Annotated in this window: 23 protein-coding genes; 15 read left to right on the top strand and 8 right to left on the bottom strand. The window is 64.5% G+C overall.

Annotation, left to right across the window (positions count from 1 at the left end):
- Window positions 1-163 precede the first annotated feature (163 nt).
- The 5 genes from HZB49_RS28095 to HZB49_RS28075 all read right to left on the bottom strand — a co-directional run bounded on the left by HZB49_RS28095 (window position 164) and on the right by HZB49_RS28075 (window position 3,873).
- Window positions 164-1,147, bottom strand: coding sequence for an ABC transporter substrate-binding protein (locus HZB49_RS28095; RefSeq protein ID WP_291617393.1), 984 nt, complete (start codon window positions 1,145-1,147; stop codon window positions 164-166).
- Window positions 1,148-1,494: 347 nt separating this feature from the next.
- Window positions 1,495-1,833 (bottom strand): HepT-like ribonuclease domain-containing protein, encoded by a 339-nt coding sequence (locus HZB49_RS28090; RefSeq protein WP_291617392.1) that lies wholly within the window; start codon window positions 1,831-1,833, stop codon window positions 1,495-1,497.
- Window positions 1,823-2,071, bottom strand: a complete 249-nt coding sequence (locus tag HZB49_RS28085) for a nucleotidyltransferase family protein (protein WP_291617390.1) — start codon at window positions 2,069-2,071, stop codon at window positions 1,823-1,825. The genes HZB49_RS28090 and HZB49_RS28085 overlap by 11 nt, the downstream gene beginning before the upstream one ends.
- A gap of 161 nt (window positions 2,072-2,232) precedes the next feature.
- Window positions 2,233-3,162, bottom strand: a complete 930-nt coding sequence (locus HZB49_RS28080; protein ID WP_291617388.1) for a bifunctional helix-turn-helix transcriptional regulator/GNAT family N-acetyltransferase — start codon at window positions 3,160-3,162, stop codon at window positions 2,233-2,235.
- Window positions 3,163-3,300: 138 nt separating this feature from the next.
- Window positions 3,301-3,873: a glycosyl transferase gene (locus HZB49_RS28075; protein WP_291617386.1), complete on the bottom strand. Its 573-nt coding sequence runs from the start codon at window positions 3,871-3,873 to the stop codon at window positions 3,301-3,303.
- A gap of 173 nt (window positions 3,874-4,046) precedes the next feature.
- Here HZB49_RS28075 and HZB49_RS28070 point away from each other — a divergent pair, with 173 nt between their 5' ends.
- The 3 genes from HZB49_RS28070 to HZB49_RS28060 all read left to right on the top strand — a co-directional run bounded on the left by HZB49_RS28070 (window position 4,047) and on the right by HZB49_RS28060 (window position 7,689).
- Window positions 4,047-5,207: a PA0069 family radical SAM protein gene (locus HZB49_RS28070; RefSeq protein ID WP_291617384.1), complete on the top strand. Its 1,161-nt coding sequence runs from the start codon at window positions 4,047-4,049 to the stop codon at window positions 5,205-5,207.
- A gap of 55 nt (window positions 5,208-5,262) precedes the next feature.
- Complete coding sequence (locus tag HZB49_RS28065; protein ID WP_291617383.1) at window positions 5,263-6,066, top strand: ribonuclease HII; 804 nt, start codon at window positions 5,263-5,265, stop codon at window positions 6,064-6,066.
- A 114-nt stretch (window positions 6,067-6,180) separates the two neighbouring features.
- Window positions 6,181-7,689 carry a glycosyltransferase family 39 protein gene (locus HZB49_RS28060; RefSeq protein ID WP_291617381.1) on the top strand — a complete coding sequence of 503 codons (1,509 nt, stop codon included), beginning with the start codon at window positions 6,181-6,183 and terminating at the stop codon, window positions 7,687-7,689.
- Between the two features lie 6 nt (window positions 7,690-7,695).
- Here HZB49_RS28060 and HZB49_RS28055 read toward each other — a convergent pair whose 3' ends face one another.
- Window positions 7,696-8,517 (bottom strand): uracil-DNA glycosylase, encoded by an 822-nt coding sequence (locus tag HZB49_RS28055; RefSeq protein ID WP_291617379.1) that lies wholly within the window; start codon window positions 8,515-8,517, stop codon window positions 7,696-7,698.
- A gap of 139 nt (window positions 8,518-8,656) precedes the next feature.
- Between HZB49_RS28055 and HZB49_RS28050 the strand changes: the two genes are divergently transcribed.
- The 3 genes from HZB49_RS28050 to HZB49_RS28040 all read left to right on the top strand — a co-directional run bounded on the left by HZB49_RS28050 (window position 8,657) and on the right by HZB49_RS28040 (window position 13,235).
- Entirely contained in the window at window positions 8,657-10,318 is a 1,662-nt protein-coding gene (locus HZB49_RS28050) for an electron transfer flavoprotein-ubiquinone oxidoreductase (protein ID WP_291617377.1), read from the top strand.
- A 235-nt stretch (window positions 10,319-10,553) separates the two neighbouring features.
- The gene (locus HZB49_RS28045) at window positions 10,554-12,335 is read left to right on the top strand and encodes a tetratricopeptide repeat protein (protein ID WP_291617395.1); all 1,782 of its coding nucleotides are present in this window, start codon (window positions 10,554-10,556) and stop codon (window positions 12,333-12,335) included.
- 12 nt (window positions 12,336-12,347) lie between these two features.
- Window positions 12,348-13,235: a 4-(cytidine 5'-diphospho)-2-C-methyl-D-erythritol kinase gene (locus HZB49_RS28040; protein ID WP_291617375.1), complete on the top strand. Its 888-nt coding sequence runs from the start codon at window positions 12,348-12,350 to the stop codon at window positions 13,233-13,235.
- Between the two features lie 115 nt (window positions 13,236-13,350).
- On the opposite strand, the gene HZB49_RS28035 is transcribed toward HZB49_RS28040, so the two are convergent.
- Complete coding sequence (locus tag HZB49_RS28035; RefSeq protein WP_291617373.1) at window positions 13,351-14,361, bottom strand: polyprenyl synthetase family protein; 1,011 nt, start codon at window positions 14,359-14,361, stop codon at window positions 13,351-13,353.
- Window positions 14,362-14,496: 135 nt separating this feature from the next.
- Here HZB49_RS28035 and HZB49_RS28030 point away from each other — a divergent pair, with 135 nt between their 5' ends.
- The 7 genes from HZB49_RS28030 (at window position 14,497) to glyS (ending at window position 20,696) form a co-directional block, all read left to right on the top strand.
- Window positions 14,497-14,724, top strand: a complete 228-nt coding sequence (locus tag HZB49_RS28030) for a DUF2007 domain-containing protein (RefSeq protein ID WP_291617372.1) — start codon at window positions 14,497-14,499, stop codon at window positions 14,722-14,724.
- Window positions 14,717-15,484, top strand: coding sequence for a methyltransferase (locus HZB49_RS28025; protein ID WP_291617370.1), 768 nt, complete (start codon window positions 14,717-14,719; stop codon window positions 15,482-15,484). Before HZB49_RS28030 ends, HZB49_RS28025 begins: the two co-directional genes overlap by 8 nt.
- A gap of 256 nt (window positions 15,485-15,740) precedes the next feature.
- Complete coding sequence (locus tag HZB49_RS28020) at window positions 15,741-16,649, top strand: S49 family peptidase (RefSeq protein ID WP_291617368.1); 909 nt, start codon at window positions 15,741-15,743, stop codon at window positions 16,647-16,649.
- 111 nt (window positions 16,650-16,760) lie between these two features.
- Window positions 16,761-16,952 (top strand): hypothetical protein, encoded by a 192-nt coding sequence (locus tag HZB49_RS28015; protein ID WP_291617394.1) that lies wholly within the window; start codon window positions 16,761-16,763, stop codon window positions 16,950-16,952.
- Window positions 16,953-17,146: 194 nt separating this feature from the next.
- Complete coding sequence (locus tag HZB49_RS28010; RefSeq protein WP_291617366.1) at window positions 17,147-18,094, top strand: glycine--tRNA ligase subunit alpha; 948 nt, start codon at window positions 17,147-17,149, stop codon at window positions 18,092-18,094.
- Entirely contained in the window at window positions 18,091-18,348 is a 258-nt protein-coding gene (locus HZB49_RS28005; RefSeq protein WP_291617364.1) for a CDGSH iron-sulfur domain-containing protein, read from the top strand. The genes HZB49_RS28010 and HZB49_RS28005 overlap by 4 nt, the downstream gene beginning before the upstream one ends.
- Window positions 18,348-20,696, top strand: coding sequence for a glycine--tRNA ligase subunit beta (gene glyS, locus HZB49_RS28000; RefSeq protein WP_291617362.1), 2,349 nt, complete (start codon window positions 18,348-18,350; stop codon window positions 20,694-20,696). The genes HZB49_RS28005 and glyS overlap by 1 nt, the downstream gene beginning before the upstream one ends.
- A gap of 201 nt (window positions 20,697-20,897) precedes the next feature.
- On the opposite strand, the gene HZB49_RS27995 is transcribed toward glyS, so the two are convergent.
- A complete protein-coding gene (locus tag HZB49_RS27995) occupies window positions 20,898-21,254 on the bottom strand; it encodes a DUF1236 domain-containing protein (RefSeq protein ID WP_291617360.1) in 357 nt (118 codons plus the stop codon).
- Window positions 21,255-21,473: 219 nt separating this feature from the next.
- Here HZB49_RS27995 and HZB49_RS27990 point away from each other — a divergent pair, with 219 nt between their 5' ends.
- Both HZB49_RS27990 and ppdK read left to right on the top strand, forming a co-directional pair.
- Complete coding sequence (locus tag HZB49_RS27990) at window positions 21,474-21,629, top strand: DUF3096 domain-containing protein (RefSeq protein ID WP_291617358.1); 156 nt, start codon at window positions 21,474-21,476, stop codon at window positions 21,627-21,629.
- A 110-nt stretch (window positions 21,630-21,739) separates the two neighbouring features.
- Window positions 21,740-24,580, top strand: coding sequence for a pyruvate, phosphate dikinase (ppdK, locus tag HZB49_RS27985; protein WP_291617357.1), 2,841 nt, complete (start codon window positions 21,740-21,742; stop codon window positions 24,578-24,580).
- Window positions 24,581-24,740: the final 160 nt, after the last annotated feature.

The following is a 24,740-nucleotide window of genomic DNA, read 5'->3' as shown; positions in this document are numbered from 1 at the left end:
TCGTCGAGATCATGCCGCGGCTGGACGAACATCTGCGCCGGCCCAAGGCGAAGGGCGCGTCGGCGTAGTCGTCCTACAGGCTGCCGGGATGCTACCGAAGACGGACATCAGTGGGACGGGTAGGCATGTCCGCTTAGGGCCGCCACAAACAGACACACCCCGCCTATTCGATCACCTCGTCGGCGCGAGCAAGCAATTCCCCGGGCACATCCATACCCAGAGCCTTCGCCGTTTTGAGGTTGACAACTAGCCTGATGCGGGTCGGCTGCTCGACGGGTAAATCGGCGGGGTTCGCCCCATCAAGAATTCGTTTGACGTAATAAGCCGACCGGCGAAAGAGTTCAGATACAGAAAGACCGTAGGTCAAGAGAGCGCCTCCGTGGGCGATCTCCGCCGCGGACGTTAGCATCGGCAGGCGTTGCGCTAGGGCGAGCGCGGCAATGTGATCTGCTTGATCGTAGAGGAAAGAATCAGCAACCAGCAGCAGCGCATCGGGGTGCCGCGCCGCCACGAGCGTCGGAAGGGTACTCCCCAAGTCCGCGGCCGACTTGAACGCGAGTTCGATCAAGGAAATTCCGCGGGCCCCAGACTCGCGTCGCAGACTTGGCAAGAAGAAGTTCACGTTCGACGGATTTGCGGGATTGTACAGGACAGCCAGCGTGGCAGCGCGAGGAACAAGAGCGCCGAGGAATTCCATGAGCTTGGGGGTCACATCCTGGTTCAAAGTAGCCGTCCCCGTGGTTACCCCGCCGGGATGCGAAAGGCTCGCAATCAGGCCGGTTCCGACGGGATCATTGATCGCGGCCATGACGACCGGAATGGGTGGGGAGAGTTGCTGCGCCGCGCGCACCGCGGCGATGGTTAAGGGGACAATGATGCGCACCTTGGCCTGCTGCAGCTCCCGCGCCAGCGCCGGAAAGCGTTCGTAGTCGACAGCAAAGCGTGTTTCGAGGAGATAGTCGCGGCCCTCGATCATGCCATTTTCAGTCAGCCCCTGCGTCAGGCCTGCCAAGAGTCGCTTCATGTAATCGGAGCTCGCGGTACCGGCGGCGAGATACCCCAGCCGAACCGGTGTCTGTCCGCGCGCCGAGAATGGCCACGCCGCCGCCGAGCCACCCAAAAGCGCAATTAAGTCGCGTCTTCTCATGCCCGCCCCCAAGGATCAGAATGCGGCAACTTAACCGTCCAAATTCGATGCTTGGAAGACGTCGACGAGCTTGTTGAACGAAAATGTTTGAGCGCCTCCGACTTCCGGTCACGGTTCATGAACGTCGGTTTAAGCGTTAGCGGGTGACTTCCGGTCTCACCTCGACTTCAGACGTTTCCCCGGGCCGCGCGAACGATCGCGAAGGGCCACCAATAGCAGAAATTTGGCGCCCGCAAGCGCGCGATCTTGAGACCACATCGATCGTTCAAAGCAGTTGACGAACATCGCTACGGCTTCCGGGCTGTCAGGAAGGCGTTCTGGCCGTCACGTCGAAACGGCTGGCGGCGCTAAGCCTTCAATTCCTGATCGATCGCTGCCCGCAACGGCGGCAAATGCTCTTGCAAGGTTTGCCATACGCGACGAGGCGTTACGTCCTCGTAGTTGTGACGGTAGAAATTCCCTGCCGCCGCCATCTCCCGCCAAGGAATGTCGGGATGCCGCGCCTTCAATTCGTCCGACAGCCGCCGCGACGCCTCGGAGATGATCTCCAGGCTGCGGACGATCGCATAAAGGGCCTGAAGGTTGCGGCTCAACTCTTTCTCGTCGAGGCCTTTCGCGAAGCGCTCGGCCAGATCGATATGGCGCAGCATGTCGCCGAGCGCGCCACGCTCCCGCTCAGAAGGCATAGACAGTGTCGCGCGCCGCTGGCGCGCGCAGATGCGGCTTCAGCGCATCGCGATCGATCACGTCCACCGGGCCGTCGAACAAGCCGGAAATGTATTCCTTGAGATTCATGTACTCGTAGATCGAACCTTCGGCGCCCGGCTCGAACTCCACCAAAATGTCGATGTCGCTACCGGGCCGGTCGTCGCCGCGCGCGATCGATCCGAATACGGCGACGCGGCGAACCCCCCGCGCGCGCAAGGAAGGCTCCGCGGCTTTGAGTTTGGCGATGATGTCGTCGCGTCGCATAGTGTCAATATAGTCCAACGCGATTGTAGTTTCCAGCTAGTCCGCCAAGAGAGGTCCCTGGCTGCTCAGGCGGGCGGAACGCCTTTCGCTGGTGGGGGAGGGCGAAGCGCACGTCAGAGCTTCATCTCCCAGGTCTCGCCAACGAGATCGACGCCAAAGCTGTGGTGCGGCTCTTCCTTGACGCGACGGAAGCCCACCGCCTGATAGATGCCGCGCGCGGCGACCAGCACGCTTTGCGTCCACAGCGTCATTTCCCTGTAGCCTTTCTCGCGCGCTCCGCGGATGCATTGCTCGACCAGCGCGCGGCCGACGCCGAGCCCGCGCGCTTTTTTCTCCACCAGCAATAGCCGCAGCTTGGCGATGTCGTCGCCGCCGTTCACCAGGAAGACCGAGCCGAGGCGCTCGCCGTTTGCCTCCGCAATCCAGCAATGCTCGCGCGATGCGTCGTAGTTCCTGATGAACTGCGCGCAGATCTCGGCGACCAGCGCCTCGTAGCTGATGTCCCAGCCATATTCTTCGGCATAGGCCTGTGCCTGGCTGGAGATCACCCAGCCGATGTCGCCTGGACGATGGCTGCGCAAGATGAACGCGGCGGGCTTTTCCGAGGGCCGCTCCAGCGTCTGCTCGATCGTCGTCATCGCCTGCACGACGGCGGCGCGCTGGGCGGCGTCGAGCCCGGCGAGCAATCGTCCGACCTCGTCGCGCGAGCGGCGCTCGAGCTCGGCCTGGGCGGTGCGGCCCTTTGCGGTCAGGGAGAGCTCGTTGACACGGCCGTCGTCCTTCGACGGCTTTCGCGTCACGATCTGGCGGCGCTGCAGCGCCTGCAGGGTCCGGCTCAGGAAGCCGGGATCGAGGCCGAGGTCGCGGGTCAGGTCGGTGGCGGTGCAGGCGGAGCGGTGCGCGATCTCGTAGATGATGCGCGCCTCCTGCAGGGTGAAGGGACTGTCGAGCAGCTTCGGTTCGATGATGCCGAGCTTGCGGGTGTAGAAGCGGCTGAAGCCTCTGACGGCGTCGATCTGGCCGTCGAAAACATTTGGGGACATGACACACCTCGATATTTGCCATTGTCAATTAATTGTTTGACATTGGCAAGTATATCTCGGTGTCAGCTGGGCCCCGGTCTACTTTGCATGGGGTTGTTTTCGCGGTTTTGGGTCCGGGCCCTCAGGGGTCCAGGATGGTCAGGCCACGACCATGATCCGGCTGCGCAGCAGCGTGCGGGAGGAGCGGCCGAGCTGGCGCAACAGGCGCGCCTCGGAGCGGCGGGCATCCGGCCGGTAGCCGCCGAGGCGGTCGTAATGCTCGCGCGCGATCAGGAGGCCCTGTTCGGCCGAGGGGCCCGCCACCATGCGGGCGATGGCCTTGAAGCCGTCGCGCAGGCGACGGTCGGCGTAGGGCGAGCGGGCATAGCGGAACACCGCCGCGCGCGGCCGGCCGCTGTTTGAGACGCCGTTGATGAACTGGGTGGTCTCCTCGATCCAGCCGGAATCGAGCACGGCGCCGGCATGCAGGAACATCAACCAGGGCGAGCGGGCCTGGCGGGCACCGGCGGCAAGTGCGGCGGCGCGTGTTCCCTCGGAGGAGAGATAACGGCAGCCGGCCACGTCGGCCACCCGCTCGATCACGCTCGATCCGCCGCGGTCGACCAGCAGCACCTCGCGGATAACACCGGCGGCAGCGCCCGGCACCAGCGTCGCCAGCGTGGCGACGGCCGGCTGTTCGACGCCCTCGGTCGGGATGATGACACTCAACATGGAATTGAGGCTTCGTTGGCTCAGGCAGGTGAAAAACGCTGCACTGTTATCACCTTGTCACAATCAAAGCAGCCGCTTGCTGCAGATTTTTGCGGCAGGGTTGATGCCGCCGTGGTGTGAATTCCAGATTCTATGTTCTTGATTTGTTCTCAATGCATGTTATCTTGCTTCCCATGAGCCGAGCATCCTCTCATGCCCTCAAGCACCCGCCGGTCACGGCGCCCTCTGAACCGGCGGGTGCGACTCCTTTTGCCGAACTCGCGGTTGCGATCGACCGCGAGCGGCGGCGCGGCCGCGGCGCGCAATCCAATTCGTCCGGCCGCTACGAGGCCGAGGCGCGGGTTGCCTTCGACGACGGCTGGCAGAGCCTGGAAGAGCTGCCGCCGTTCAAGACCACGGTCTCGATCGACACCTCGCGCAAGGTGATCGCCCGCAACGACTCCCCCGACATCGGTTTTGACCGTTCCATCAATCCCTATCGCGGTTGCGAGCACGGCTGCGTCTACTGCTTCGCGCGGCCGACCCATGCCTATCTCGGCCTGTCGCCGGGCCTCGATTTCGAATCGAAGCTTCTGGCCAAGCCCGATGCCCCCGAATTGCTGGAAAAGGAACTGGCGGCGCCGGGTTACGAGCCGCGGATGATCGCGATCGGGACCAACACCGATCCCTACCAGCCGATCGAACGCGACATGAAGATCATGCGCGGCATTCTGGAAGTGCTGGAGCGTGCCGGTCATCCCGTCGGTATCGTCACCAAGTCCGCACTGGTGACGCGCGACATCGATATTCTCTCGCGGATGGCCAAACGCAACCTCGCCAAGGTCGCTTTGTCGGTGACGACGCTCGATCCGAAACTGGCCCGCACCATGGAACCGCGGGCTTCCACGCCGCCGAAACGGCTGGAGGCGATCAGGCAGCTTGCGGAGGCCGGCATCCCCGCCACCGTCATGGTGGCGCCGGTGATCCCGGCACTGAACGATTCCGAGATCGAGCGCATCCTCGATGCAGCCGCGCATGCAGGCGCGAAGGAGGCGAGCTACGTGATGCTCCGCTTGCCGCTGGAAGTGCGCGATCTCTTCCGCGAGTGGCTGATGGCGAATTATCCCGACCGCTATCGCCACGTGTTCACCCTGATCCGCGACATGCGGGGCGGGCGCGATTACGACTCGCAATGGGGAACCCGGATGAAGGGAACCGGCCCGATGGCCTGGATGATCGGCCGCCGCTTCGAGATCGCCTGCGAGAAGCTCGGCCTCAACAAGCGCCGCGCCAGGCTGACCACGGATCATTTTGCGAGGCCAAAGCGAAACGGGCAGCAACTGAGCCTGTTCTAGAGTTCCACCGGGCTGATGCCGGCGTTGAATAGCGGGAGCAGCGGCCTATTCCCGGTTGCGCCGCCCGGCGGGCTTGCGCACGATCCCCGGCATGATTCGGGGAAAATCCGCAAGGAAAGCCGAAAGGCCGCAGAAGAGGCAGGCAGAGCCCGCCAAAAAAGGCGTGATCGCCGTGACGCCGCCGAGCTTTCGGCGCGAGCGCGCGCTGATCAAGCGCGGCATCTGGCCGGTCGCCGGCTGCGACGAGGCCGGCCGCGGCCCGCTGGCGGGCCCGGTGGTCGCCGCCGCCGTCATTCTCGATCCCGACCGGATTCCCAGGGGCATCGACGATTCCAAGCGCCTGACCCAGGAGCAGCGCGAGGAACTGTTCGAGAAGATCTGCGCAACCTCGTCCTTCGCGGTCGCCTATGCCTCGCCGGCGCGGATCGACCGCGACAATATCTTGCGCGCCTCGCTGTGGGCGCTCGCCCGCGCGGTCGCGGCGCTCCCGGAGGCGCCAAGGCACGTGTTCGTCGACGGCCGCGACCGTCTCGCCACATCGTGCGACTGCGAGGCCGTGATCGGCGGCGATGGCCTCGTCAAGTCGATTGCCGCGGCCTCCATCATCGCCAAGGTGACGCGCGACCGGCTGATGTGCGCGCTCGCCCGGGATTGCCCGGGATACGGCTTCGAGAGCCACAAGGGCTATGCGGTGCCGGAGCATCTGGAGGCGCTGGACCGCCTCGGGCCGTCCGTGCACCACAGGAGCTTCTTTGCGCCGGTCGTTGCTGCACGGGAGAAGCATTTCCCTTCGCCCGTTCCCCAGGACCTGTTTTCGCTGCAATCCCAGACTGCTGTCGAGGTTTCCGTCAGCATTTGATGGCCGCCCGGCCAGTTGCCTCCGGGGCAAGCGCCCTTTATCAGACATCAGGGACGAATGCGGCCGGTCGGCCGGGCCGGTCTTGGGGTTTGTCTTGGGATTTTCGGGCGTTTGATGCGTTTCACCTCCCTGATCGTCGAACTGATCCGCGCCCGGCCGCGGCTCGTGGTCTGGCTTGTGATCACGCTGCAAGCCCTGATGTGGCTGGTGGTGTCGATGCTGCTGTATCGCAGCCCGCCCGGCGACCTCGCCACCTTGCTCGCCTTCGGCCGCGAATATCAGGTCGGCACCGACATGGGACCGCCGCTGGCGTTCTGGCTTGCCGACATCGCCTATCGCGCCGCCGGCAACCACATGTTCGGGGTCTATCTGCTGGCGCAAGTCTGCGGCGTCGCGACGCTGTGGACGGTCTATCTACTGTCGCGCGCCATCGTCGGCGGCCAGCAGGCGGTGCTCGCGGTGCTCCTGACCATGACAATCACCGCCTTCGGCGCACCGGCCCTCGAATTCGGCCCATCCGTGCTGGCGCGGCCGCTATGGGCGCTGCTGCTCGTCCATTCGTGGCAGCTGATCGGCCAGAATCGCCGCAATGCCTGGTTCGCGTGGTCGATCGAGGCGGGACTTCTGCTGCTGACCACGTCGGCGACGCCGCTGCTGCTGCTGCTGATCGCCGGCTTTGCGCTCGCGACCGAGCGCGGCCGCCGCACGCTGACGTCGCTCGATCCGCTGTTTGCGCTGATCGTGATCGTCGTGCTGGCGCTGCCCTACCTGGTCTGGCTGATCCGTGCCGATGCGATCGGCTGGCCGGCATGGCCGGTGCTCGACGTGCTCAGCTCGCGGGCGCTGCACTGGGGTACTCTGCTCGGCGGCCTGCTGCTGGCGGTATCCGCCGTCATTGTTCTGGTCGTCCTCAACTCCGGCTTTCTCGGCCGCGGTTCCGAGGAGGTGCCGATCATCTATCGGCCGCCGGTCGATCCGCTGGCGCGCCAGTTCGTCTATTGCTTTGCCATCGCGCCGGCGCTGGCGGGAAGCCTGATCGCCGGCCTGTTCAATCTGGATGGCGTCACCGGCGGAACCGCAATCGCGCTGCTGATGTCGGGACTCGCCATCATCGTGGCGACCGGCGATCTCGTCTATCTCAGGCGGCAGCGGCTGTTGCGCGCGGTCTGGGCGCTCGCCGTGATCGTGCCGGCTGCGATCGCCATTGCCACCACGATGTTCCTGCCCTGGACCACGGCCTCGGAGGTCGCAACCTCGGCGCCGGGGCGGCAGATCGCGCGCTATTTCGGCGAGAATTTCGAGCGTCGCACCAATCAGCGCCTGCGCGCGGTGGCGGGCGACCCGCAATTTGCCAGCCTGATCGCGCTCGATACCGGCCGTCCGCACCTTCTGCTCGACGCAGCCCCGCAGCGCACGCCCTGGCTCAACGCCGCGAAATTCACCGAGACCGGCGGCATCGTGGTCTGGCGCGCATCGGATACTGCCGGCACGGTGCCTGCCGACATCGCCAAGCGCTTTCCCGGGCTCGTGCCGGAAGTGCCGCGCGCCTTCGAATGGTACGTCAACGGCCGCCAGCCGCTGCTCCGCCTCGGCTGGGCCATCGTTCGGCCGAAGAATCCGTAAATCGCGCTACGACGTCTCTGCGAGCGCCTTGGCGATGGCGCGCAGATCCTGCCACGACATCCGCTTGTAGGACGGCGAGCGCAGCAGATAGGCCGGATGGAACGTGGCGATGGCGCGGATGGTGCGCGTGCCGGTGTCGTAATCGAGCCATTTGCCGCGCGTGCGCATGATGCCTTCGCGGGTCTGCAGCAGGGCCTGCGTGGAGGGATTGCCGAGCGTCACCAGCACGTCCGGGTTCACCAGCTCGATTTGGCGCTGGATGAAGGGCAGGCAGATCTGCGTCTCCTGCGGTGTCGGCGTGCGGTTGCCGGGCGGGCGCCAGGGTATGACGTTGGCGATATAGGCCTTGCTGCGGTCGAGCCCGATTGCCGCAATCATGCGGTCGAGCAGCTTGCCGGATCGGCCGACGAAGGGCAGTCCCTCGATGTCCTCGTCGCGTCCGGGCGCTTCGCCGACGAACATCACTCGCGCCTGCGGATTGCCATCGGAAAACACCAGTTTCGTCGCGGTGTATCTCAGCGCGCAGCCCTCGAAATTCTCGAGCAGCTGCCGCAGCGCTTCCAGCGTCGGCGCGGTTCGCGCGGCTTCCCTGGCCGAGTTGATCGCGACATCGGGCGCGACGGCGGCATCCGCGCGCGGCGGGGTGACGGGCGGCGGCAGCGGTGCCGTACGGGCGATCGGCTGGTGTGCCACGGCGGCGCGCGGTTCGACCGCGAGGTCGGGATCGGCCAACCGGTTGACCGGCTCGTTGCCCAACGCGCAATCGACCCCGGCCTCGAGGTAAAAGGCCAGCAATTGCTGAACGGTAGGGGGTGGCTCAGGGGTCATGGCGGTCGCTTGCGGCATCCCGGCCAATCTATGCCGGCTTGCGTCCATGCGAAACGCATTTCCATGGTTGTCCTCCCCGTAAAAATCGGAAACAACGGGGGCTCTTTTGGAAGCGTTCTCAACCGGTCCGGGACAGATCATGAGCAGCGAAGAGTTACCCCCGCGCGAATCCATGGAATTCGACGTCGTGATCGTCGGCGCCGGCCCGTCCGGCCTTTCCGCGGCGATCCGGCTCAAGCAGATCAATCCCGATCTCAACGTGGTCGTTGTCGAAAAGGGGTCCGAGGTCGGTGCGCACATCCTGTCGGGCGCAGTGATCGATCCGGTTTCGCTCGACAGCCTGATCCCGGACTGGCGCCAGGATCCGGACTGTCCGCTGAAGACCCAGGTGAAGGACGATCGCTTCTTCTGGTTCACCGAGAAGAGCGCGATCCGGCTGCCGAACTTCATCATGCCGCCCTTGATGAACAATCATCATTGCTACATCGGCTCGCTCGGCAATGTCTGTCGCTGGCTGGCGCCGAAGGCGGAGGCGCTCGGCGTCGAAATCTATCCGGGCTTTGCTGCGGCCGAAGTGCTCTATGACGACAAGGGCGTCGTGAAGGGCATCGCCACCGGCGACATGGGTATCGCCAAGGACGGCTCGCACAAGGATTCCTTTACCCGCGGCATGGAACTGCTCGGCAAGTACACGCTGTTTGCCGAGGGCGCGCGCGGCAGCCTCAGCAAGCAGCTCATCAGCAAATTTGCGCTCGACGCCAAGAGCGAGCCGCCGAAATTCGGCATCGGCTTGAAGGAAGTCTGGCAGATCGATCCGGCCAAGCACCAGAAGGGCCTAGTTCAGCACGCCGTCGGCTGGCCGCTGAAGAGCGACACGGGGGGCGGGCTGTTTTTCTACCACTACGACGAAAACCTCGTGTCGATCGGCTTCGTGGTTCACCTGAACTACGACGATCCATACCTGTCTCCGTTCGATGAATTCCAGCGCGTCAAGACGCATCCCGCCATCCGCTCCGTGCTGGAAGGCGGCAAGCGGCTTGCCTATGGCGCGCGTGCGATCACCGAAGGCGGCTACCAGTCGGTGCCGCGCTTGAGTTTTCCGGGCGGCGCGCTGATCGGCTGCGCGGCCGGTTTCGTCAACGTGCCGCGCATCAAGGGCGTGCACAATGCGATGGGCAGCGGCATGCTGGCTGCCGAGCATGTTGCAGCGGCGCTCGGGGCGGACCGTGCCAACGACGAACTCGTCGAGTACGAGAATGCGTGGCGCGATTCCGCGGTCGGCAAGGACCTCTACCCCGTCCGCAACGCCAAGCCGCTATTGTCGAAGTTCGGCAGCTTCTTCGGTGCCGGGCTCGGCATCTTCGACATGTGGACCAATACGTTGTTCGGCTTCTCGCTGTTCGGCACGCAGTCGCACGCCAAGCCCGACCGCAAGGCGCTCGATCCGGCCAGGCAGCACCAGCCGATTGCCTATCCGAAGCCGGACGGCAAGATTTCCTTCGACAAGCTGTCCTCGGTGTTCCTCTCCAACACCAATCATGAAGAGGACCAGCCGGTTCACCTGAAGGTCGCCGACATGAGTTTGCAGAAGACGTCGGAGCACGACGTCTTCGCCGGTCCGTCGAACCGTTACTGCCCCGCCGGCGTTTACGAGTGGGTCGAGGAGGCGTCGGGTCCGCGCTTCCAGATCAACGCGCAAAACTGCGTTCACTGCAAAACCTGCGACGTGAAAGACCCCAACGGCAACATTACCTGGGTTCCGCCGGAAGGCGGCGGCGGTCCGAATTACGAGGCGATGTAACCACCTTCGTGTGAGGTATATCGGTATCCGGTCACGATGCCGCCATAGTGCAGGCGTTTGCAGGAAAAGTCGGCTAAATCGGCGGTGCCGGACGATATGCCACTTGATTCGTCAGCCCTTTTCCTTGCGGTTCAACGCCAAAAGCGGCATTGTCGCAGGCCTTGAGGCCGCTGGGTCGGGGCTGCCCTCGCTGATTGCCATCTACCTCGAAGATTCTGGAGCCAGGCAGACCGTGATGCTATCCACCCGTTTCCATCGCTGGGCGACTGCCGTGCTCGCCGCCTCCGCGCTGGCGCTGCCCGGACACGTGCTGGCGCAGACTCCCGATCATCCGGCCGACAACACGGCGCAGTTTCCGACCAAGAATGACCTGAAGTCGATGACCACGGCGGGCAGCTATCTCGCCGCGCGCCACGCCAGCGTGGAACGCGACGCAGGTTCGGCCGCCGCGTTCTACCGCTCGGCGCTGCGCACCGATCCCAAGAACAACGAGCTGCTCGATCGCGCGTTCATCTCCTCGCTTGCCGACGGCGACATCGAGGAGGCGGTCAAGCTTGCCGACCGCATCCTGACCCAGGACAAGTCCAACCGCGTGGCTCGCCTCGTGGTCGGCGTGCGCGATCTCAAGCAGAAGAAATACTCGACCGCGCAGCTCAACATCAACCAGTCGATCCGCGGGCCGATCACCGACCTCGTGGCGACGCTGCTGTCGTCGTGGGCGAGTTTTGGCGCCGGCGACAGCAAGGCGGCGATCGCCAACATCGACAAGCTGACCGGCCCGGAATGGTATCCGATCTTCAAGGATCTGCATGCCGGCATGATCCTGGAACTGGCGAACCGCGAGAAGGATGCGGGCGCGCGGCTCGAAAAATCCTACAAGCTCGACGATTCCATGCTGCGCGTGGTTGACGCCTATGCGCGCTGGACCTCGCGCAGCAAGGATGGCGCGGCCGCCGCCGCGATCTACGAGGCGTTCGAGAAGAAACTGCCGCGACATCCGCTGGTGCAGGAAGGCCTGAAGGAAGTTCGCGCCGGCAAGAAGCTGCCGCCGCTGGTCGATTCCGCGCAAGCCGGCGCTGCCGAAGCGCTCTACGGCATCGGCGCCACGTTGACCCGCCGCGGCGGCGAGGATCTGGCGCTGGTCTATCTGCAACTGTCGCTCTATCTCTCGCCCAGCCATCCGATGGCGCTGCTGTCGCTCGCCGATCTCTATGAGTCCGTGAAGAAGCCGGCGATGGCGATCAAGGTCTACGAGCGGGTGCCGGCGAATTCGCCGCTGAAGCGCAATGCGCAGATCCAGCTGGCGACCAATCTCGATGCGGTCGACCGCAGCGACGACGCGATCAAGATCCTGAAGGATGTCATCGACCAGGCGCCAAAGGACATCGAGGCCATCATGGCGCTCGGCAATATCGAGCGCGGCCGCAAGAAGTTCACGGATTGCGCGGTGACCTACTCCAGGGGCATCGACGCCATGCCGGCGACGCTGGAAAAGAACGCCTGGGTCACCTACTACTATCGCGGCATCTGCGAGGAGCGTTCCAAGCAGTGGAGCAAGGCCGAGGCCGACATGCGCAAGGCGCTCGAATTGCAGCCCGAGCAGCCGCACGTGCTGAACTATCTCGGCTATTCCTGGATCGACCAGGGCGTCAATCTCGACGAAGGCATGAAGATGATCAAGCGCGCCGTCGACCAGCGCCCCGATGACGGCTACATCGTCGACTCCCTCGGCTGGGCCTATTACCGCATCGGCAACTACGCCGACGCGGTAAAGCACCTGGAGCGCGCCATCGATCTCAAGCCGGAAGATCCGACCATCAACGACCATCTCGGCGACGCCTATTGGCGCGTCGGCCGCACCCTGGAGGCGAAATTCCAGTGGGCGCATGCGCGCGATCTCAAGCCCGAGCCGGAGGAGCTTCCCAAGATCGAATCCAAGATCGAGAATGGCCTCCCGGAGGATACGTCCTCCTCGGCCGCAGCCGACAAGAAAAAAGAAGACGGCAAGGGCGGCTGATCGAAGGATTGCATGTCGGGGCTGGTGGAAGAGGGGCGAGCCAAGGTCAACCTGACCCTGCGGGTGGTCGGGCGGCGCACGGATGGCTATCACGACCTCGAAAGCGTGGTGGCGTTCGCCGATTGCGCCGACAGGCTGACGCTGACGCCCGGGGCTGAACTCACGCTGAAGACGGTTGGTCCGCTGGCGACGGCCTGCGGCGAACTATCCGACAATCTGGTGCTGAAGGCGGCGCGGCTGCTTGGCGAAGTCGTCCCCGGATTGAAGGCGGGCGCCTTCCTGCTCGAGAAGGTATTGCCCGTGGCGGCCGGCATCGGCGGAGGCTCGGCGGATGCGGCCGCGGCGCTGCGGCTGCTGGCGCGGCTCAACAATCTCCCGCTCGACGACGAGCGTCTGCAGGAGGTCGCGCTGGAAGTCGGCGCCGACGTGCCGGTGTGCCTCGTCTCGCGCGCTTGCGACATGACCGGCGTCGGCGACAATTTGTTGCCGCTGAGCCCGCCGATCATGCCGTCGGTGCTGGTCAATCCCGGCGTCCCCGTTGCGACCAGGGATGTGTTTGCGGCGCTGGGGCTGCGTCACGGCGAACTCCGTGTCGGCGTCGGCGACGTCATGACTGAAGCGTCATCCTGGCCCGAAGAGGGCGGCTCGCTGGAAGAGTGGGTTGAGGCGCTGGCTGCAGGCACCAACGACCTCGAAGAGCCGGCCATGAGGATTCAGCCCGTGATCGGCGAGGTCATCGCGGCGCTCAACGCCACCAATGGCGCCTGGCTTGCCCGCATGTCTGGATCGGGCGCGACCTGCTTTGCGGTCTATGAAAATACCGCCGAGGCGCGGCGTGCTGCAGACAAGATCCGCTCGGAGCATCCCGCCTGGTGGGTGCACGCGGGAACGCTGAGCTGACCCGGACCGTCATCACCCGCGCATGCGGGTGATCCAGCATTCCAGAAACTCCGGTTATCAATCGAGACGCCGCGGCGTACTGGATGCCCCGCATGCGCGGGGCATGACAGCCTGCCTAGTGCGACCTCGCCAGGCAGAACGCCACCACCTGCTCCAGCGCGCTCTTCATCGGCGAGGACGGGAACAGCGCCAGCGCATCGACCGCCATCGCGCCATAGTGCTGGGCGCGGTTGATGGTGTCTTCCAGCGCGCGGTGCTTGGTCATCAGCCCGATGGCATGGTCGAGATCGCTGTCGCCGATCTCGCCGCGCTCCAGCGCCTTGATCCAGAATTTGCGCTCGCTGTCGTTGCCGCGGCGGAACGCCAGCACCACCGGCAGGGTGATCTTGCCCTCGCGGAAGTCGTCGCCGATGTTCTTGCCGAGCTTCGCAGCCTTGCCGCCATAGTCCAGCACGTCGTCGACGAGCTGGAAGGCGATGCCGAGATTCATGCCGACCGAGCGGCAGGCGGTCTGCTCGGCCTTCGGACGGTTGGCGATCACCGGCCCCACTTCGCAGGCCGCGGCAAACAGCTCGGCGGTCTTGCCGCGGATCACCGCGAGATATTCGTCCTCGGTTGTGGCGGTGTTCTTGGCGGCCGCAAGCTGCATCACCTCGCCCTCGGCGATGGTTGCGGCGGCGGAAGAGAGAATGTCGAGTGCGCGCAGCGAGCCGACCTCGACCATCATCCGGAACGCCTGGCCCAGCAGGAAGTCGCCGACCAGCACGCTGGCCTCGTTGCCCCAGAGCATGCGCGCCGAAAGCTTGCCGCGGCGCAGCTCGCTCTCGTCGACGACGTCGTCATGCAGCAGCGTCGCGGTGTGCATGAACTCTACCGCTGCGGCGAGCTTGATATGGCCGTCGCCGGAATAGCCGGTGAGGTTGGCCATCGCCAGCGTCAGCATCGGGCGCAGGCGCTTGCCCCCCGAGGAAATCAGGTGGTTGGCGACCTCCGGTATCATGGTCACTTCGGAGCCGGTCCGCGCCAGGATGGTGGAATTGACGCGCTCCATGTCAGCGGCGACGAGCCCCACCAGCGGTTCTATCGAGGCGTTTTGCGGGCTCTCGAAAGGTACAATAACCGCCACGCTGGTCTCCACTTTTGCCGAATTCTCACTATCCTCATGCCTACAATAGAAAGTGCCGCGTGGGGCGGCAAGGGGCCGGAGGCGGTTGACAATCCGCCGGGTCCGCCCCGTTGCCGGCGGGCAAGGAGAATGGATTTGCGGGAATTGGTTCGGACCAACGACCTCGTTCTGATTTCCGCGGTTGGCGCGCTGCTCGACGGCGCCGATATCCATCATCTGGTGCTGGACCAGAACATGAGCATCGTCGAGGGCTCGCTTGGCCTGCTGCAGCGGCGCATCCTGGTCAATGACGAGGACAATCGCGAGGCGCGCAAGCTCCTGACCGATGCCGGGCTCGCCCATGAATTGCGCGACGATGACTGACCGGCGCCTCGAATGCACCGAGGACGCCTTTCTCGGCGGACGGTTGCGCCTGCGACAATTGAAGGCGGGTCATCGCGCCGGCCATGACGCGATGCTGCTGGCGGCAGCGACGTCCGCGCGGTCAGGCGATCGCGTGGTGGATTTTGGCGCCGGCGTCGGCGCTGCCGGGCTTGCGCTGGCGCGGCGGATCGACGGTCTCGATCTCGTGCTCGTCGAAATCGACGACACGCTCGCCGGTCTTGCACGGAGCAATGTCGCGGCTAACGCGATTGCCGCCGGCGTCATCGTGCTCGATGTGGAGTCGGGCGCGGAGACCTTCGCCGCCGCCGGCCTTGCGCCCGACAGCGCGGAGGCGGTGTTGATGAATCCGCCATTCAACGATCGCGCGCGGCACCGCGCCTCTCCCGATGTCGCGCGGGCCTCCGCGCATGTCGCCGGCGAGGACACCTTGCAGCGCTGGATCCACGCAGCGCGGCGCATCCTCAAGTCGGGCGGCGTGCTGACCCTGATCTGGCGTGCGGACGGTATCGCCGAAGTGCTGGCTGCGCTCGACCGCGGTTTTGGCAGTCTGGCGATCCTGCCGGTGCATGGTGAGGCGGGCGCGCCGGCGATCCGGATCCTGGTTCGCGCCGTGAAGGGCGGACGGGCGCCCGCGCAAATCCTTCCCGGCCTGTTGCTCAATGATGAGTCAGGCCTGCCCAATAAACGGGTTCAGGAGATATTGGCCGGCAACGGCGTATTGACGCTTGCGACCTTATGAGGGCTGTCCGGTTGCCTGATTTCCCAGCACAACGGCTATTGCGGGAGCGTTTCCGATGGTTTCTCGGAGGCCGAGGTGAAGTGAACGGCGGCCAGAAGGGTGCCGATCAGCATGATGAGCAGGTAGAGTTTCAAGTCCATGTCGCTCTCCGCTGCGCAATCGCAGCTACCGCGAGGTAATGCAAACAGCGTTCCAATCGTTCCGGCCCTTCCAATGGCAGTGGGGCGATAAAAAATGGTTAATCTGGGGTAGCGGCATGAGTGAACAAATAAGTGATCGCGCGGGCCTGCCGAGCCTGATCGCGAGCTTGAAGGAATACCTCCCGGCGCGCCTGCGGCGCGACGTGCCCGTGGTGCCGGTGGTCCGCCTCTCCGGCACGATCGGCGCGATCACGCCGCTGCGGCCGGGTCTGACGCTGGCGGGTGTTGCAAAGACGCTGGAGCGCGCCTTTGCGATGCGTAATGCCAGGGCCGTGGCGCTGGTGATCAATTCGCCGGGCGGTGCGCCGGTGCAGTCGCGCCAGATTTACCTGCGCATCCGGCAGCTCGCAGCGGAAAAGAAACTGCCTGTGCTGGTATTCGTCGAGGACGTCGCGGCATCCGGCGGCTACATGATCGCCTGCGCCGGCGACGAGATTTTTTGCGATCCGTCCTCGATCCTCGGTTCGATCGGCGTGGTCGGCGGCAGCTTCGGTTTCCAGGAGCTGATCAAGAAGATCGGGGTCGAGCGCAGGCTCTACACCGCCGGCGAGCACAAGGCGATGCTCGACCCGTTCCTGCCCGAAGACCCCGACGACGTTGCAAGGCTGAAGGCGATCCAGCGCGACATCCATGCGCTGTTCATTTCGCTGGTGAAGGAGAGCCGGGGCAACAGGCTCAAGGGCGGCGACGATGTGCTGTTCACCGGCGAGTATTGGGCGGGCGAGCGATCGGTTTCGCTCGGCCTTGCCGACGGGATCGGCGATCTCCGCTCCACGCTGCGTGCGCGCTACGGCGAGAAGGTGCTGATGCCGCTGATCGCGCCGGCCAAGGGCCTGCTGTCGGGGCTGCTCGGCCGCAGGTCGGGCGCCGACGCGCTCGCCCCGGTCGACGGTATCAGGGCCCTCCCGGACGACCTGATCTCGGCGCTGGAAACCCGGGCGATTTGGGCCAAATTCGGGCTCTAATCCCAAGGTAAGGGCGCGGTATTTGGTCCCGGAGCGAGGCAATTGCGAGCCGGGCTGCGATCGGCGACAATGCGAGTCGGGGGCGTGACCAAGAACGACAAGGATCGTCCGATGCCAGCGCTGATCGCATTCGCAGGGGTATTGGGTGGGCTCGCCGTGGTCCGCTGGGCTTACAAGACGGCTCAGAGGGTCAACCAGGAGCTTGACGAAGCGCGCCTGGCGCGCATGGCCGAGAGCATGAGGACGTCAGAGATTCCGACGCTCCGCCGCGACCCCGTCACCGGCGCCTATCGCCCGGGCTGACCCCTCATCCTGAGGAGCGGGCGACAGCCCGCGTCTCGAAGGATGGCCGCGAAATCCGGGCCTCATGGTTCGAGACGGCGCTTCCGCGCCTCCTCACCATGAGGAACTAAGAGCCGGCCTCGCCTTGATTCCATGCGTCCCCGCCGATACGGTCCCGCGCGCCAAAAGACCCCCTCGCGAGACCGATTCTGACGATGGAAGCCCTGCCTGCCCATATGCGCCCGGAACGTTCGTTCCAGGGCCTGATCCTGACGCTGCAGCGCTATTGGGCTGATTACGGTTGCGTGATCCTGCAGCCCTATGACATGGAAGTCGGCGCCGGCACCTTCCATCCCGCCACCACGCTTCGCGCGCTGGGGCCGAAGCGCTGGAACGCGGCCTATGTGCAGCCCTCTCGGCGGCCAAAGGACGGCCGCTATGGCGAGAACCCGAACCGCTTGCAGCACTATTATCAGTTCCAGGTGATCCTGAAGCCGTCGCCGCCGGACATTCAGGACCTCTATCTGAAATCACTAGCGGCAATCGGCGTTGACGCTGCCGTTCATGACATCCGCTTCGTCGAGGACGATTGGGAGAGCCCGACGCTCGGCGCGTGGGGGCTGGGCTGGGAGTGCTGGTGCGACGGCATGGAAGTCAGCCAGTTCACCTATTTCCAGCAGGTCGCCGGCGTCGAATGCGCGCCGGTCGCGGGCGAGCTCACCTATGGGCTCGAACGGCTTGCGATGTATGTGCAGGGCGTCGACCGCGTCTACGATCTCAACTTCAACGGCCGCGATGGCGCGGAGAAGGTGACGTACGGCGATGTATTCCTGCAGGCCGAGCAGGAATACTCGCGGCACAATTTCGAGCACTCCGACACCGCGATGCTGTTCGAGCAGTTCAAGATGGCTGAAGACGCGTGTCGAAAGTATCTTGCTGCCGGATGGCAAGAAAACTCAAAGGCGGGCAGCAACCGGAAGGAACATCTGATGGCGCTGCCGGCCTATGACCAGTGCATCAAGGCGAGCCACGCCTTCAATCTGCTGGATGCGCGCGGCGTGATCTCGGTGACGGAACGGCAGAGCTATATCCTGCGCGTCCGCGAGCTGGCGAAAGCCTGCGGCGAAGCGTGGGTGCACACCGAAGCGGGGAGGGCAGTATGAGCGAACAGCCGGCCATTGGCGGCAGGACGCCGCTGCCCGTCGAGGTCACCGCGGGCGAGGAATATTGGTGGTGCGCCTGCGGCCGGTCGAAGAACCAGCCGTTCTGCGACGGTAGCCATGAGGGCACCGGCTTTGAGCCGATGCAGTTCGTCGCGCCGGAGAGCAAGCGCGTATTCTTCTGCACCTGCAAACGCACCAAGACCATGCCGCTTTGCGACGGCTCGCATAAAGAACTTCCCGCGAGCGACAGCTGATGCCCGATCTTTTGCTGGAACTGTTCTCGGAAGAGATTCCCGCGCGCATGCAGGCGAAGGCGGCCGACGATCTGCGCCGCATGGTCACCGACAAGCTCGTCGCCGAGGGCCTCGTCTATGACGGTGCCAAAGCATTCGCCACGCCGCGCCGCCTGGCGCTGACCGTGCATGGCATTCCTGCGCGCCAGCCGGACCTCAAGGAAGAGCGCAGGGGCCCCCGCGTCGGCGGACCTGAGCCAGCGATCCAGGGTTTCCTGAAAGCCACCGGGCTTGCCTCGATCAGCGAGGCAAAAATCCAGAGCGACAAGAAGGGCGATTTCTATATCGCGCTGATGGAAAAGCCGGGGCGGCCTGCGATCGACGTGCTCGCCGACATCCTGCCGGTGATCATCCGCACTTTCCCCTGGCCGAAGTCGATGCGCTGGGGCGAGCGTTCCGCAAAGCCCGGCGCGCTCTCCTGGGTGCGGCCGCTGCATGCGATCACCGCCACCTTCGGGCTGGAGACCGAAGAGCCCGACGTCGTGAAATTCTCGATCGACGACATCGAGACCGGCCAGACCACGTTTGGCCATCGCTTCATGGCGCCCGCGGCCATTCCCGTGCGCCGCTTCGAAGATTACGACGCAAAATTGCTTGCGGCGAAGGTCGTGCTCGATCCCGACCGGCGCAAGGACGCGATCCTGACCGACGCCAAGCAACTGGCTTTTGCGCAGGGCTTCGAGCTGGTTGAGGACCAGAACCTGCTCGACGAGGTCGCGGGCCTCGTCGAATGGCCGGTCGTGCTGATGGGCTCGTTCGACGCGGATTTCCTGTCGATCCCCGGCGAGGTGATCCGTGCCACCATCCGCAACAACCAGAAGTGCTTCGTGGTGCGCGATCCCAAGACGGGCAAGCTCGCCAGCAAGTTCATCCTCACCGCGAATATCGAGGCGACCGACGGCGGCAAGGCCATCGTCGCCGGCAACGAGCGCGTGATCCGCGCGCGGCTGTCGGACGCAAAATTCTTCTATGAGACGGACCTCAAGACGAAGCTCGAGGACCGGCTGCCGAAGTTCGATCAAATCGTGTTCCACGAGAAGCTGGGCACGCAGGGCGAGCGCATCAAGCGGATCGAGCGTCTGGCCGCCGAGATCGCACCGCTGGTCGGCGCCGACGTCGAGAAGGCGAAGCGCGCCGCGCGTCTGGCCAAGGCCGACCTGCTCACCGAAGTCGTCGGCGAATTCCCCGAGGTTCAGGGCCTGATGGGGAAATACTACGCGCTTGCGCAAGGCGAGGATGCCGCCGTCGCGGCAGCTTGCGAGGAGCATTACAAGCCGCAAGGTCCCGCGGACCGCGTGCCGACCGATCCTGTTAGCGTCGCCGTCGCGCTTGCTGATAAGATTGATATGCTCGTTGGCTTCTGGGCAATTGATGAGAAGCCGACCGGTAGCAAGGACCCATTCGCACTTCGGCGGGCGGCGTTGGGTGTGATTAGAATCCTGTTGGACAATAATCTGAAAATTGATCTGATAGCCGAACTGGCTAGTGCGGCTGTCTACATTCGTGCACAAAGAATTGCTCAAGAGATCGCAAATCTTGGTGGGGTCGCTCACGTTTCCTTTTCCCGGGATAGTTTTGTGATGGGTGGATTCCAGGTCCTGTCAAATGATCTATCTCAAGCGCTAAATGCAGCTCATGACGCAGATGAAAATCGAAGGAAGTTACGCGACCTAAGTTTAGGTATCCTTGTTGGCCAGCTTCTTGAGCAAGAAGATCCTGAGGGGAGGCCGTACTATGTCTCTTCCATTGAGAATTCGATCGGTATCAAGCCATATTCGTTCCTGCCCGACTTGCTCGCGTTTTTCGCCGACCGCCTGAAGGTGCAGCTCCGCGACCAGGGCGCGCGGCACGATCTCGTCGACGCCGTGTTCGCGCTCGGAGGCCAGGACGATCTGTTGATGGTGGTGCGCCGCGTCGAGGCGCTCGGAAAATTCCTCGACAGCGACGATGGCAAGAACCTGCTGGCCGGCACCAAGCGCGCCAGCAACATTCTCTCCATCGAGGAAAAGAAGGACAAGCGCAGCTTCGACGGGGCGCCCAACGCCGCGCTCTACAAGCTCGATGAAGAGAAGGCGCTGGCGAAAGCGATCGAGCAGGTGAAGGGCGAAGCGGGCGCGGCTGTCGCCAGGGAAGATTTTGCCGCCGCGATGCGCGCGATGGCGAAGCTGCGTCCTGCGGTGGATGCGTTCTTCGACAAGGTCAAGGTCAACGACGACGACGCCAAGGTGCGCGAGAACAGGCTGAAGCTGCTCAACGAAATCCGCGCGGCGACGCGTGCAGTGGCGGATTTCTCCAAGATTCAGGATTGAGTTTTCCGGAGTCGTTCCGGGGCATGCGAAGCATGAACCCGGAACCTCGAGATTCCGGGTTCGCGTCTTCGACGCGCCCGGAATGACGGTTACCCACGAAAAGCCCCGCCCGGTGGGGGAAAACCGGACGAGGCTTTCGAGCCGGACTGCGCGAATTTCAGCTACCGCGTCATCCGGGCTCTTCGTTCAGGCGCTTGCGGCCTAGTCGATCACCTGAACGATGCGGCGCGAGCGCGGCTCGATCAGCACGGTCTGGCCGTTCACCACGGTGTAGCGGAGCGGCGTGCTGCCGAAACGTTGCGGCACGTCGTAATAGGTCACGCCGGTCTCGGGCAGTACCGCGCCGATCACGACGCGTTCCCCGATCGTGAAGGCCGGCACGCGCTGGCTCACCACATATTCGCGGAACGCCGGCCGCTGCTCGGCGATGATGCCGCCATCCTGCTCGATGGCGACGGTGTTGCCGCCGACGACGCCGACGGTGCCTTGCGCCCGTGCCGCGACCGGTACACTCAGCGCAACGGCGACTGCCGCCGTCGCAAGAATCATATTTCGCATGGCTCACTCCTTCGCGCCTGGAAACATCATGCGGCGGGCCAATGCCTCGCCTGCGGCGTTGTTCCGGGGGTGAGCCGCCGCATACGCGGCATTTTCGGGCAATTTTCATGGGGCGTCGCGGAACCGGTTGAGACGCGCAAGCGTCTCCTGTTCCGGAACCTCTGCAGCCGCTAAGTTCCGCGCCTCGATCCGATTCCCCAACATGCCGGAGACACTGCAATGGTCATCACCGCCACGCACATCCCTGCCATCGTGGCCCTGATCGCGGGCATCCTGATTCTCATCATGCCACGGCTGCTGAACTTCATCGTCGCGATCTACCTGATCTTCGTCGGTCTCGTCGGGATGGGCCTGTTGAAGTGGCTGCACCTGTAACGCCACAGCGACACGTCGCGCTGGAAATGCGCGCCCTGCGCCTTGCGCGGAACCCGCCAAAATGGTGTAAGGCGCGCAATCTCCCATCCCTCTTTCGGATTCTGTAGGCCATGGCCAAAGCCGTCGCGAAGTCGAAGAAAATCGCAGCAAAATCAAAGCCATCCGTCCCGACCCGGAAGGTGCCGGCAGCGTCCGCGCGGAAGGCCTTGAAGAAGGCGCCGGCGAAGGTGGCGGCAAAGCCCGCCGCCAGAGCGTCCGCGAGCGCCGTGAAGGCCGGCAAGTGGGTTTATACTTTCGGCGATGGCAAGGCCGAGGGCAAAGCGGGGCTGAAGGATCTGCTCGGCGGCAAGGGCGCCAACCTCGCCGAAATGGCCAATCTCGGCCTGCCGGTGCCTCCCGGCTTCACCATTCCGACTTCGGTGTGCACCTATTTCTACGCGCACGGCAAAACCTATCCGAAGGAACTGAAGACGCAGGTCGAGAAGGCGCTCGACTATGTCGGCAAGCTGACCGGCAAGGCGTTCGGCGATTCCAAAAATCCGTTGCTGGTCTCGGTGCGCTCCGGCGCGCGCGCCTCGATGCCGGGCATGATGGACACCGTGCTCAATCTCGGTCTCAACGACCAGACCGTCGAGGCGCTTTCCGAACTCTCCGGCGACCGCCGCTTTGCCTATGACAGCTATCGCCGCTTCATCACCATGTATTCCGACGTGGTGCTCGGCTTCGAGCATCATCACTTCGAGGATATCCTCGATACCTTCAAGGACAGCCAGGGCTATTCGCTGGATACTGATCTGACCGCGGACGACTGGGTCGAACTGGTCGGCCGCTACAAGGAAGCGGTTGCGCGCGAGACCGGCGCCAACTTCCCGCAGGATCCGCATGCGCAGCTGTGGGGTGCTATCGGTGCGGTGTTTTCATCCTGGATGAATGCGCGCGCGGTGACCTATCGCAAGCTGCACGACATTCCGGAATCCTGGGGCACCGCCGTCAACGTGCAGGCCATGGTGTTCGGCAACATGGGCGATACGTCGGCGACCGGCGTGGCCTTCACGCGCAATCCCTCGACCGGCGAGAGCAAGCTCTACGGCGAATTCCTGATCAACGCGCAGGGCGAGGACGTCGTCGCAGGCATCCGCACGCCGCAGGACATTACCGACGAGGCGCGCAGGGAGTCCGGTTCCGACAAGCCGTCGATGGAAACTGCGATGCCCGACGCCTTCAAGGAGCTGACCCGCATCTACACGATGCTGGAGAAGCACTACCGCGACATGCAGGACATGGAGTTCACCGTCGAGCGCGGCAAGCTCTGGATGCTGCAGACCCGCGGCGGCAAGCGCACCGCCAAGGCCGCGCTGCGCATTGCGGTGGAGCTCGCCAATGAAGGCCTGATCTCGAAAAAGGACGCGGTGACGCGCATCGATCCGGCTTCGCTGGACCAGCTGCTGCACCCGACCATCGACCCCGGCGCCAGGCGTGACGTGATCGCCACGGGCCTGCCGGCCTCGCCCGGTGCTGCCTCCGGCGAGATCGTGTTCTCCTCGGACGAAGCCGCCAAGCTGCAGGCCGACGGCCGCAAGGTCATTCTGGTCCGTATCGAGACCAGCCCCGAAGACATTCACGGCATGCACGCCGCCGAAGGCATTTTGACCACCCGCGGCGGCATGACCTCGCACGCCGCCGTGGTGGCGCGCGGCATGGGCAAGCCCTGCGTCTCCGGCTGCGGCGCCATCCGCGTCGATTACGGCCGCGGCACCATGGCGATCGGCTCTCGCACCTTCAAGGCCGGCGACGTCATCACCATCGACGGCACGGTGGGCCAGGTGCTGGCCGGCCGCATGCCGATGATCGAGCCGGAGCTGTCCGGCGAGTTCGGCACGCTGATGGGCTGGGCCGACGAGGTCCGCAAGATCGGCGTCCGCGTCAATGGCGACACGCCGGACGACGCGCGCACTGCGATCAAGTTCGGCGCCGAGGGCATCGGCCTCTGCCGCACCGAGCACATGTTCTTCGAGGAAACCCGCATCCGCACCGTGCGCGAGATGATCCTGGCCGAAGACGAGCAGACCCGCCGCGCCGCGCTGGCGAAACTGCTGCCGATGCAGCGCGCTGACTTCGTCGAGCTGTTCGAGATCATGAAGGGCCTGCCCGTCACGATCCGCCTGCTCGATCCGCCCTTGCACGAATTCCTGCCGCACACCCAGGCCGAGGTCGAGGAAGTCGCGCGCGCGATGAATACCGACCCGCGCAAGCTCGCCGATCGCGCCCGCGATCTCGCCGAGTTCAATCCGATGCTCGGCTTCCGCGGCTGCCGCATTGCGATCGCCTATCCGGAAATCGCCGAGATGCAGGCCCGCGCGATCTTCGAGGCCGCGGTCGAGGCCAACAAGCGCACCGGCAAGCCCGTGGGCCTCGAAGTGATGGTGCCGCTGATTGCGACCAAGGCGGAATTCGACCTGGTCAAGGCGAGGATCGACGCCAGCGCGGCTGCGGTGGCCAAGGAGACCGGCGTCAAGCTGACCTATCAGGTCGGCACCATGATCGAGTTGCCGCGCGCCTGCCTGATGGCCGGCGAGATCGCGCAGACCGCCGAATTCTTCTCCTTCGGCACCAACGACCTGACGCAGACCACCTACGGCATCAGCCGCGACGACGCCGCGAGCTTCCTGTCGACCTACGTCGCCAAGGGAATTCTCGAGATCGATCCCTTCATCTCGGTCGACCGCGACGGCGTCGGCGAGCTCGTCAAGATCGGCGTGCAGCGCGGGCGCAAGACGCGGCCGAACCTCAAGGTCGGCATCTGCGGCGAGCATGGCGGCGATCCCGCGTCGGTGGCGTTCTGCCACCAGATCGGGCTCAACTACGTCTCGTGCTCGCCCTATCGCGTGCCGATCGCACGCCTCGCCGCAGCGCAAGCCGCACTCGGCAAGGCGGTGGCGAGCCAGGCGTAAATCTCTCCGCCGTCATTGCTGTGCATGTTCACTAATTCGCTGATTGGATCGCTCCACTGGAGGATGATCCGATGCGCGACAACAGCTATGACCGGACGATTGAACGCAATTATCTGCAGAAGTGGCGTTTTCTGATCCCGGAGTACGAGGCGGTAAAGGC

The sequence above is a fragment of the Bradyrhizobium sp. genome (assembly GCF_016219575.1).
Classification (GTDB): domain Bacteria; phylum Pseudomonadota; class Alphaproteobacteria; order Rhizobiales; family Xanthobacteraceae; genus Bradyrhizobium.
Note: the sequence above shows the minus strand (reverse complement) of the source record. Positions and strands in the feature narration are given on the sequence as shown.

What these genes read in the sequence shown, in the direction of transcription:
- HZB49_RS28095 (WP_291617393.1), bottom strand. Translation starts at nt 1,147, where the DNA reads ATGAGAAGACGCGACTTAATTGCGCTTTTGGGTGGCTCGGCGGCGGCG.
- HZB49_RS28090 (WP_291617392.1), bottom strand. Translation starts at nt 1,833, where the DNA reads ATGCCTTCTGAGCGGGAGCGTGGCGCGCTCGGCGACATGCTGCGCCAT.
- HZB49_RS28080 (WP_291617388.1), bottom strand. Translation starts at nt 3,162, where the DNA reads ATGTCCCCAAATGTTTTCGACGGCCAGATCGACGCCGTCAGAGGCTTC.
- HZB49_RS28075 (WP_291617386.1), bottom strand. Translation starts at nt 3,873, where the DNA reads ATGTTGAGTGTCATCATCCCGACCGAGGGCGTCGAACAGCCGGCCGTC.
- HZB49_RS28070 (WP_291617384.1), top strand. Translation starts at nt 4,047, where the DNA reads ATGAGCCGAGCATCCTCTCATGCCCTCAAGCACCCGCCGGTCACGGCG.
- HZB49_RS28060 (WP_291617381.1), top strand. Translation starts at nt 6,181, where the DNA reads ATGCGTTTCACCTCCCTGATCGTCGAACTGATCCGCGCCCGGCCGCGG.
- HZB49_RS28055 (WP_291617379.1), bottom strand. Translation starts at nt 8,517, where the DNA reads ATGACCCCTGAGCCACCCCCTACCGTTCAGCAATTGCTGGCCTTTTAC.
- HZB49_RS28050 (WP_291617377.1), top strand. Translation starts at nt 8,657, where the DNA reads ATGAGCAGCGAAGAGTTACCCCCGCGCGAATCCATGGAATTCGACGTC.
- HZB49_RS28045 (WP_291617395.1), top strand. Translation starts at nt 10,554, where the DNA reads ATGCTATCCACCCGTTTCCATCGCTGGGCGACTGCCGTGCTCGCCGCC.
- HZB49_RS28040 (WP_291617375.1), top strand. Translation starts at nt 12,348, where the DNA reads ATGTCGGGGCTGGTGGAAGAGGGGCGAGCCAAGGTCAACCTGACCCTG.
- HZB49_RS28025 (WP_291617370.1), top strand. Translation starts at nt 14,717, where the DNA reads ATGACTGACCGGCGCCTCGAATGCACCGAGGACGCCTTTCTCGGCGGA.
- HZB49_RS28020 (WP_291617368.1), top strand. Translation starts at nt 15,741, where the DNA reads ATGAGTGAACAAATAAGTGATCGCGCGGGCCTGCCGAGCCTGATCGCG.
- HZB49_RS28015 (WP_291617394.1), top strand. Translation starts at nt 16,761, where the DNA reads ATGCCAGCGCTGATCGCATTCGCAGGGGTATTGGGTGGGCTCGCCGTG.
- HZB49_RS28010 (WP_291617366.1), top strand. Translation starts at nt 17,147, where the DNA reads ATGGAAGCCCTGCCTGCCCATATGCGCCCGGAACGTTCGTTCCAGGGC.
- HZB49_RS28005 (WP_291617364.1), top strand. Translation starts at nt 18,091, where the DNA reads ATGAGCGAACAGCCGGCCATTGGCGGCAGGACGCCGCTGCCCGTCGAG.
- glyS (WP_291617362.1), top strand. Translation starts at nt 18,348, where the DNA reads ATGCCCGATCTTTTGCTGGAACTGTTCTCGGAAGAGATTCCCGCGCGC.
- HZB49_RS27995 (WP_291617360.1), bottom strand. Translation starts at nt 21,254, where the DNA reads ATGCGAAATATGATTCTTGCGACGGCGGCAGTCGCCGTTGCGCTGAGT.
- HZB49_RS27990 (WP_291617358.1), top strand. Translation starts at nt 21,474, where the DNA reads ATGGTCATCACCGCCACGCACATCCCTGCCATCGTGGCCCTGATCGCG.
- ppdK (WP_291617357.1), top strand. Translation starts at nt 21,740, where the DNA reads ATGGCCAAAGCCGTCGCGAAGTCGAAGAAAATCGCAGCAAAATCAAAG.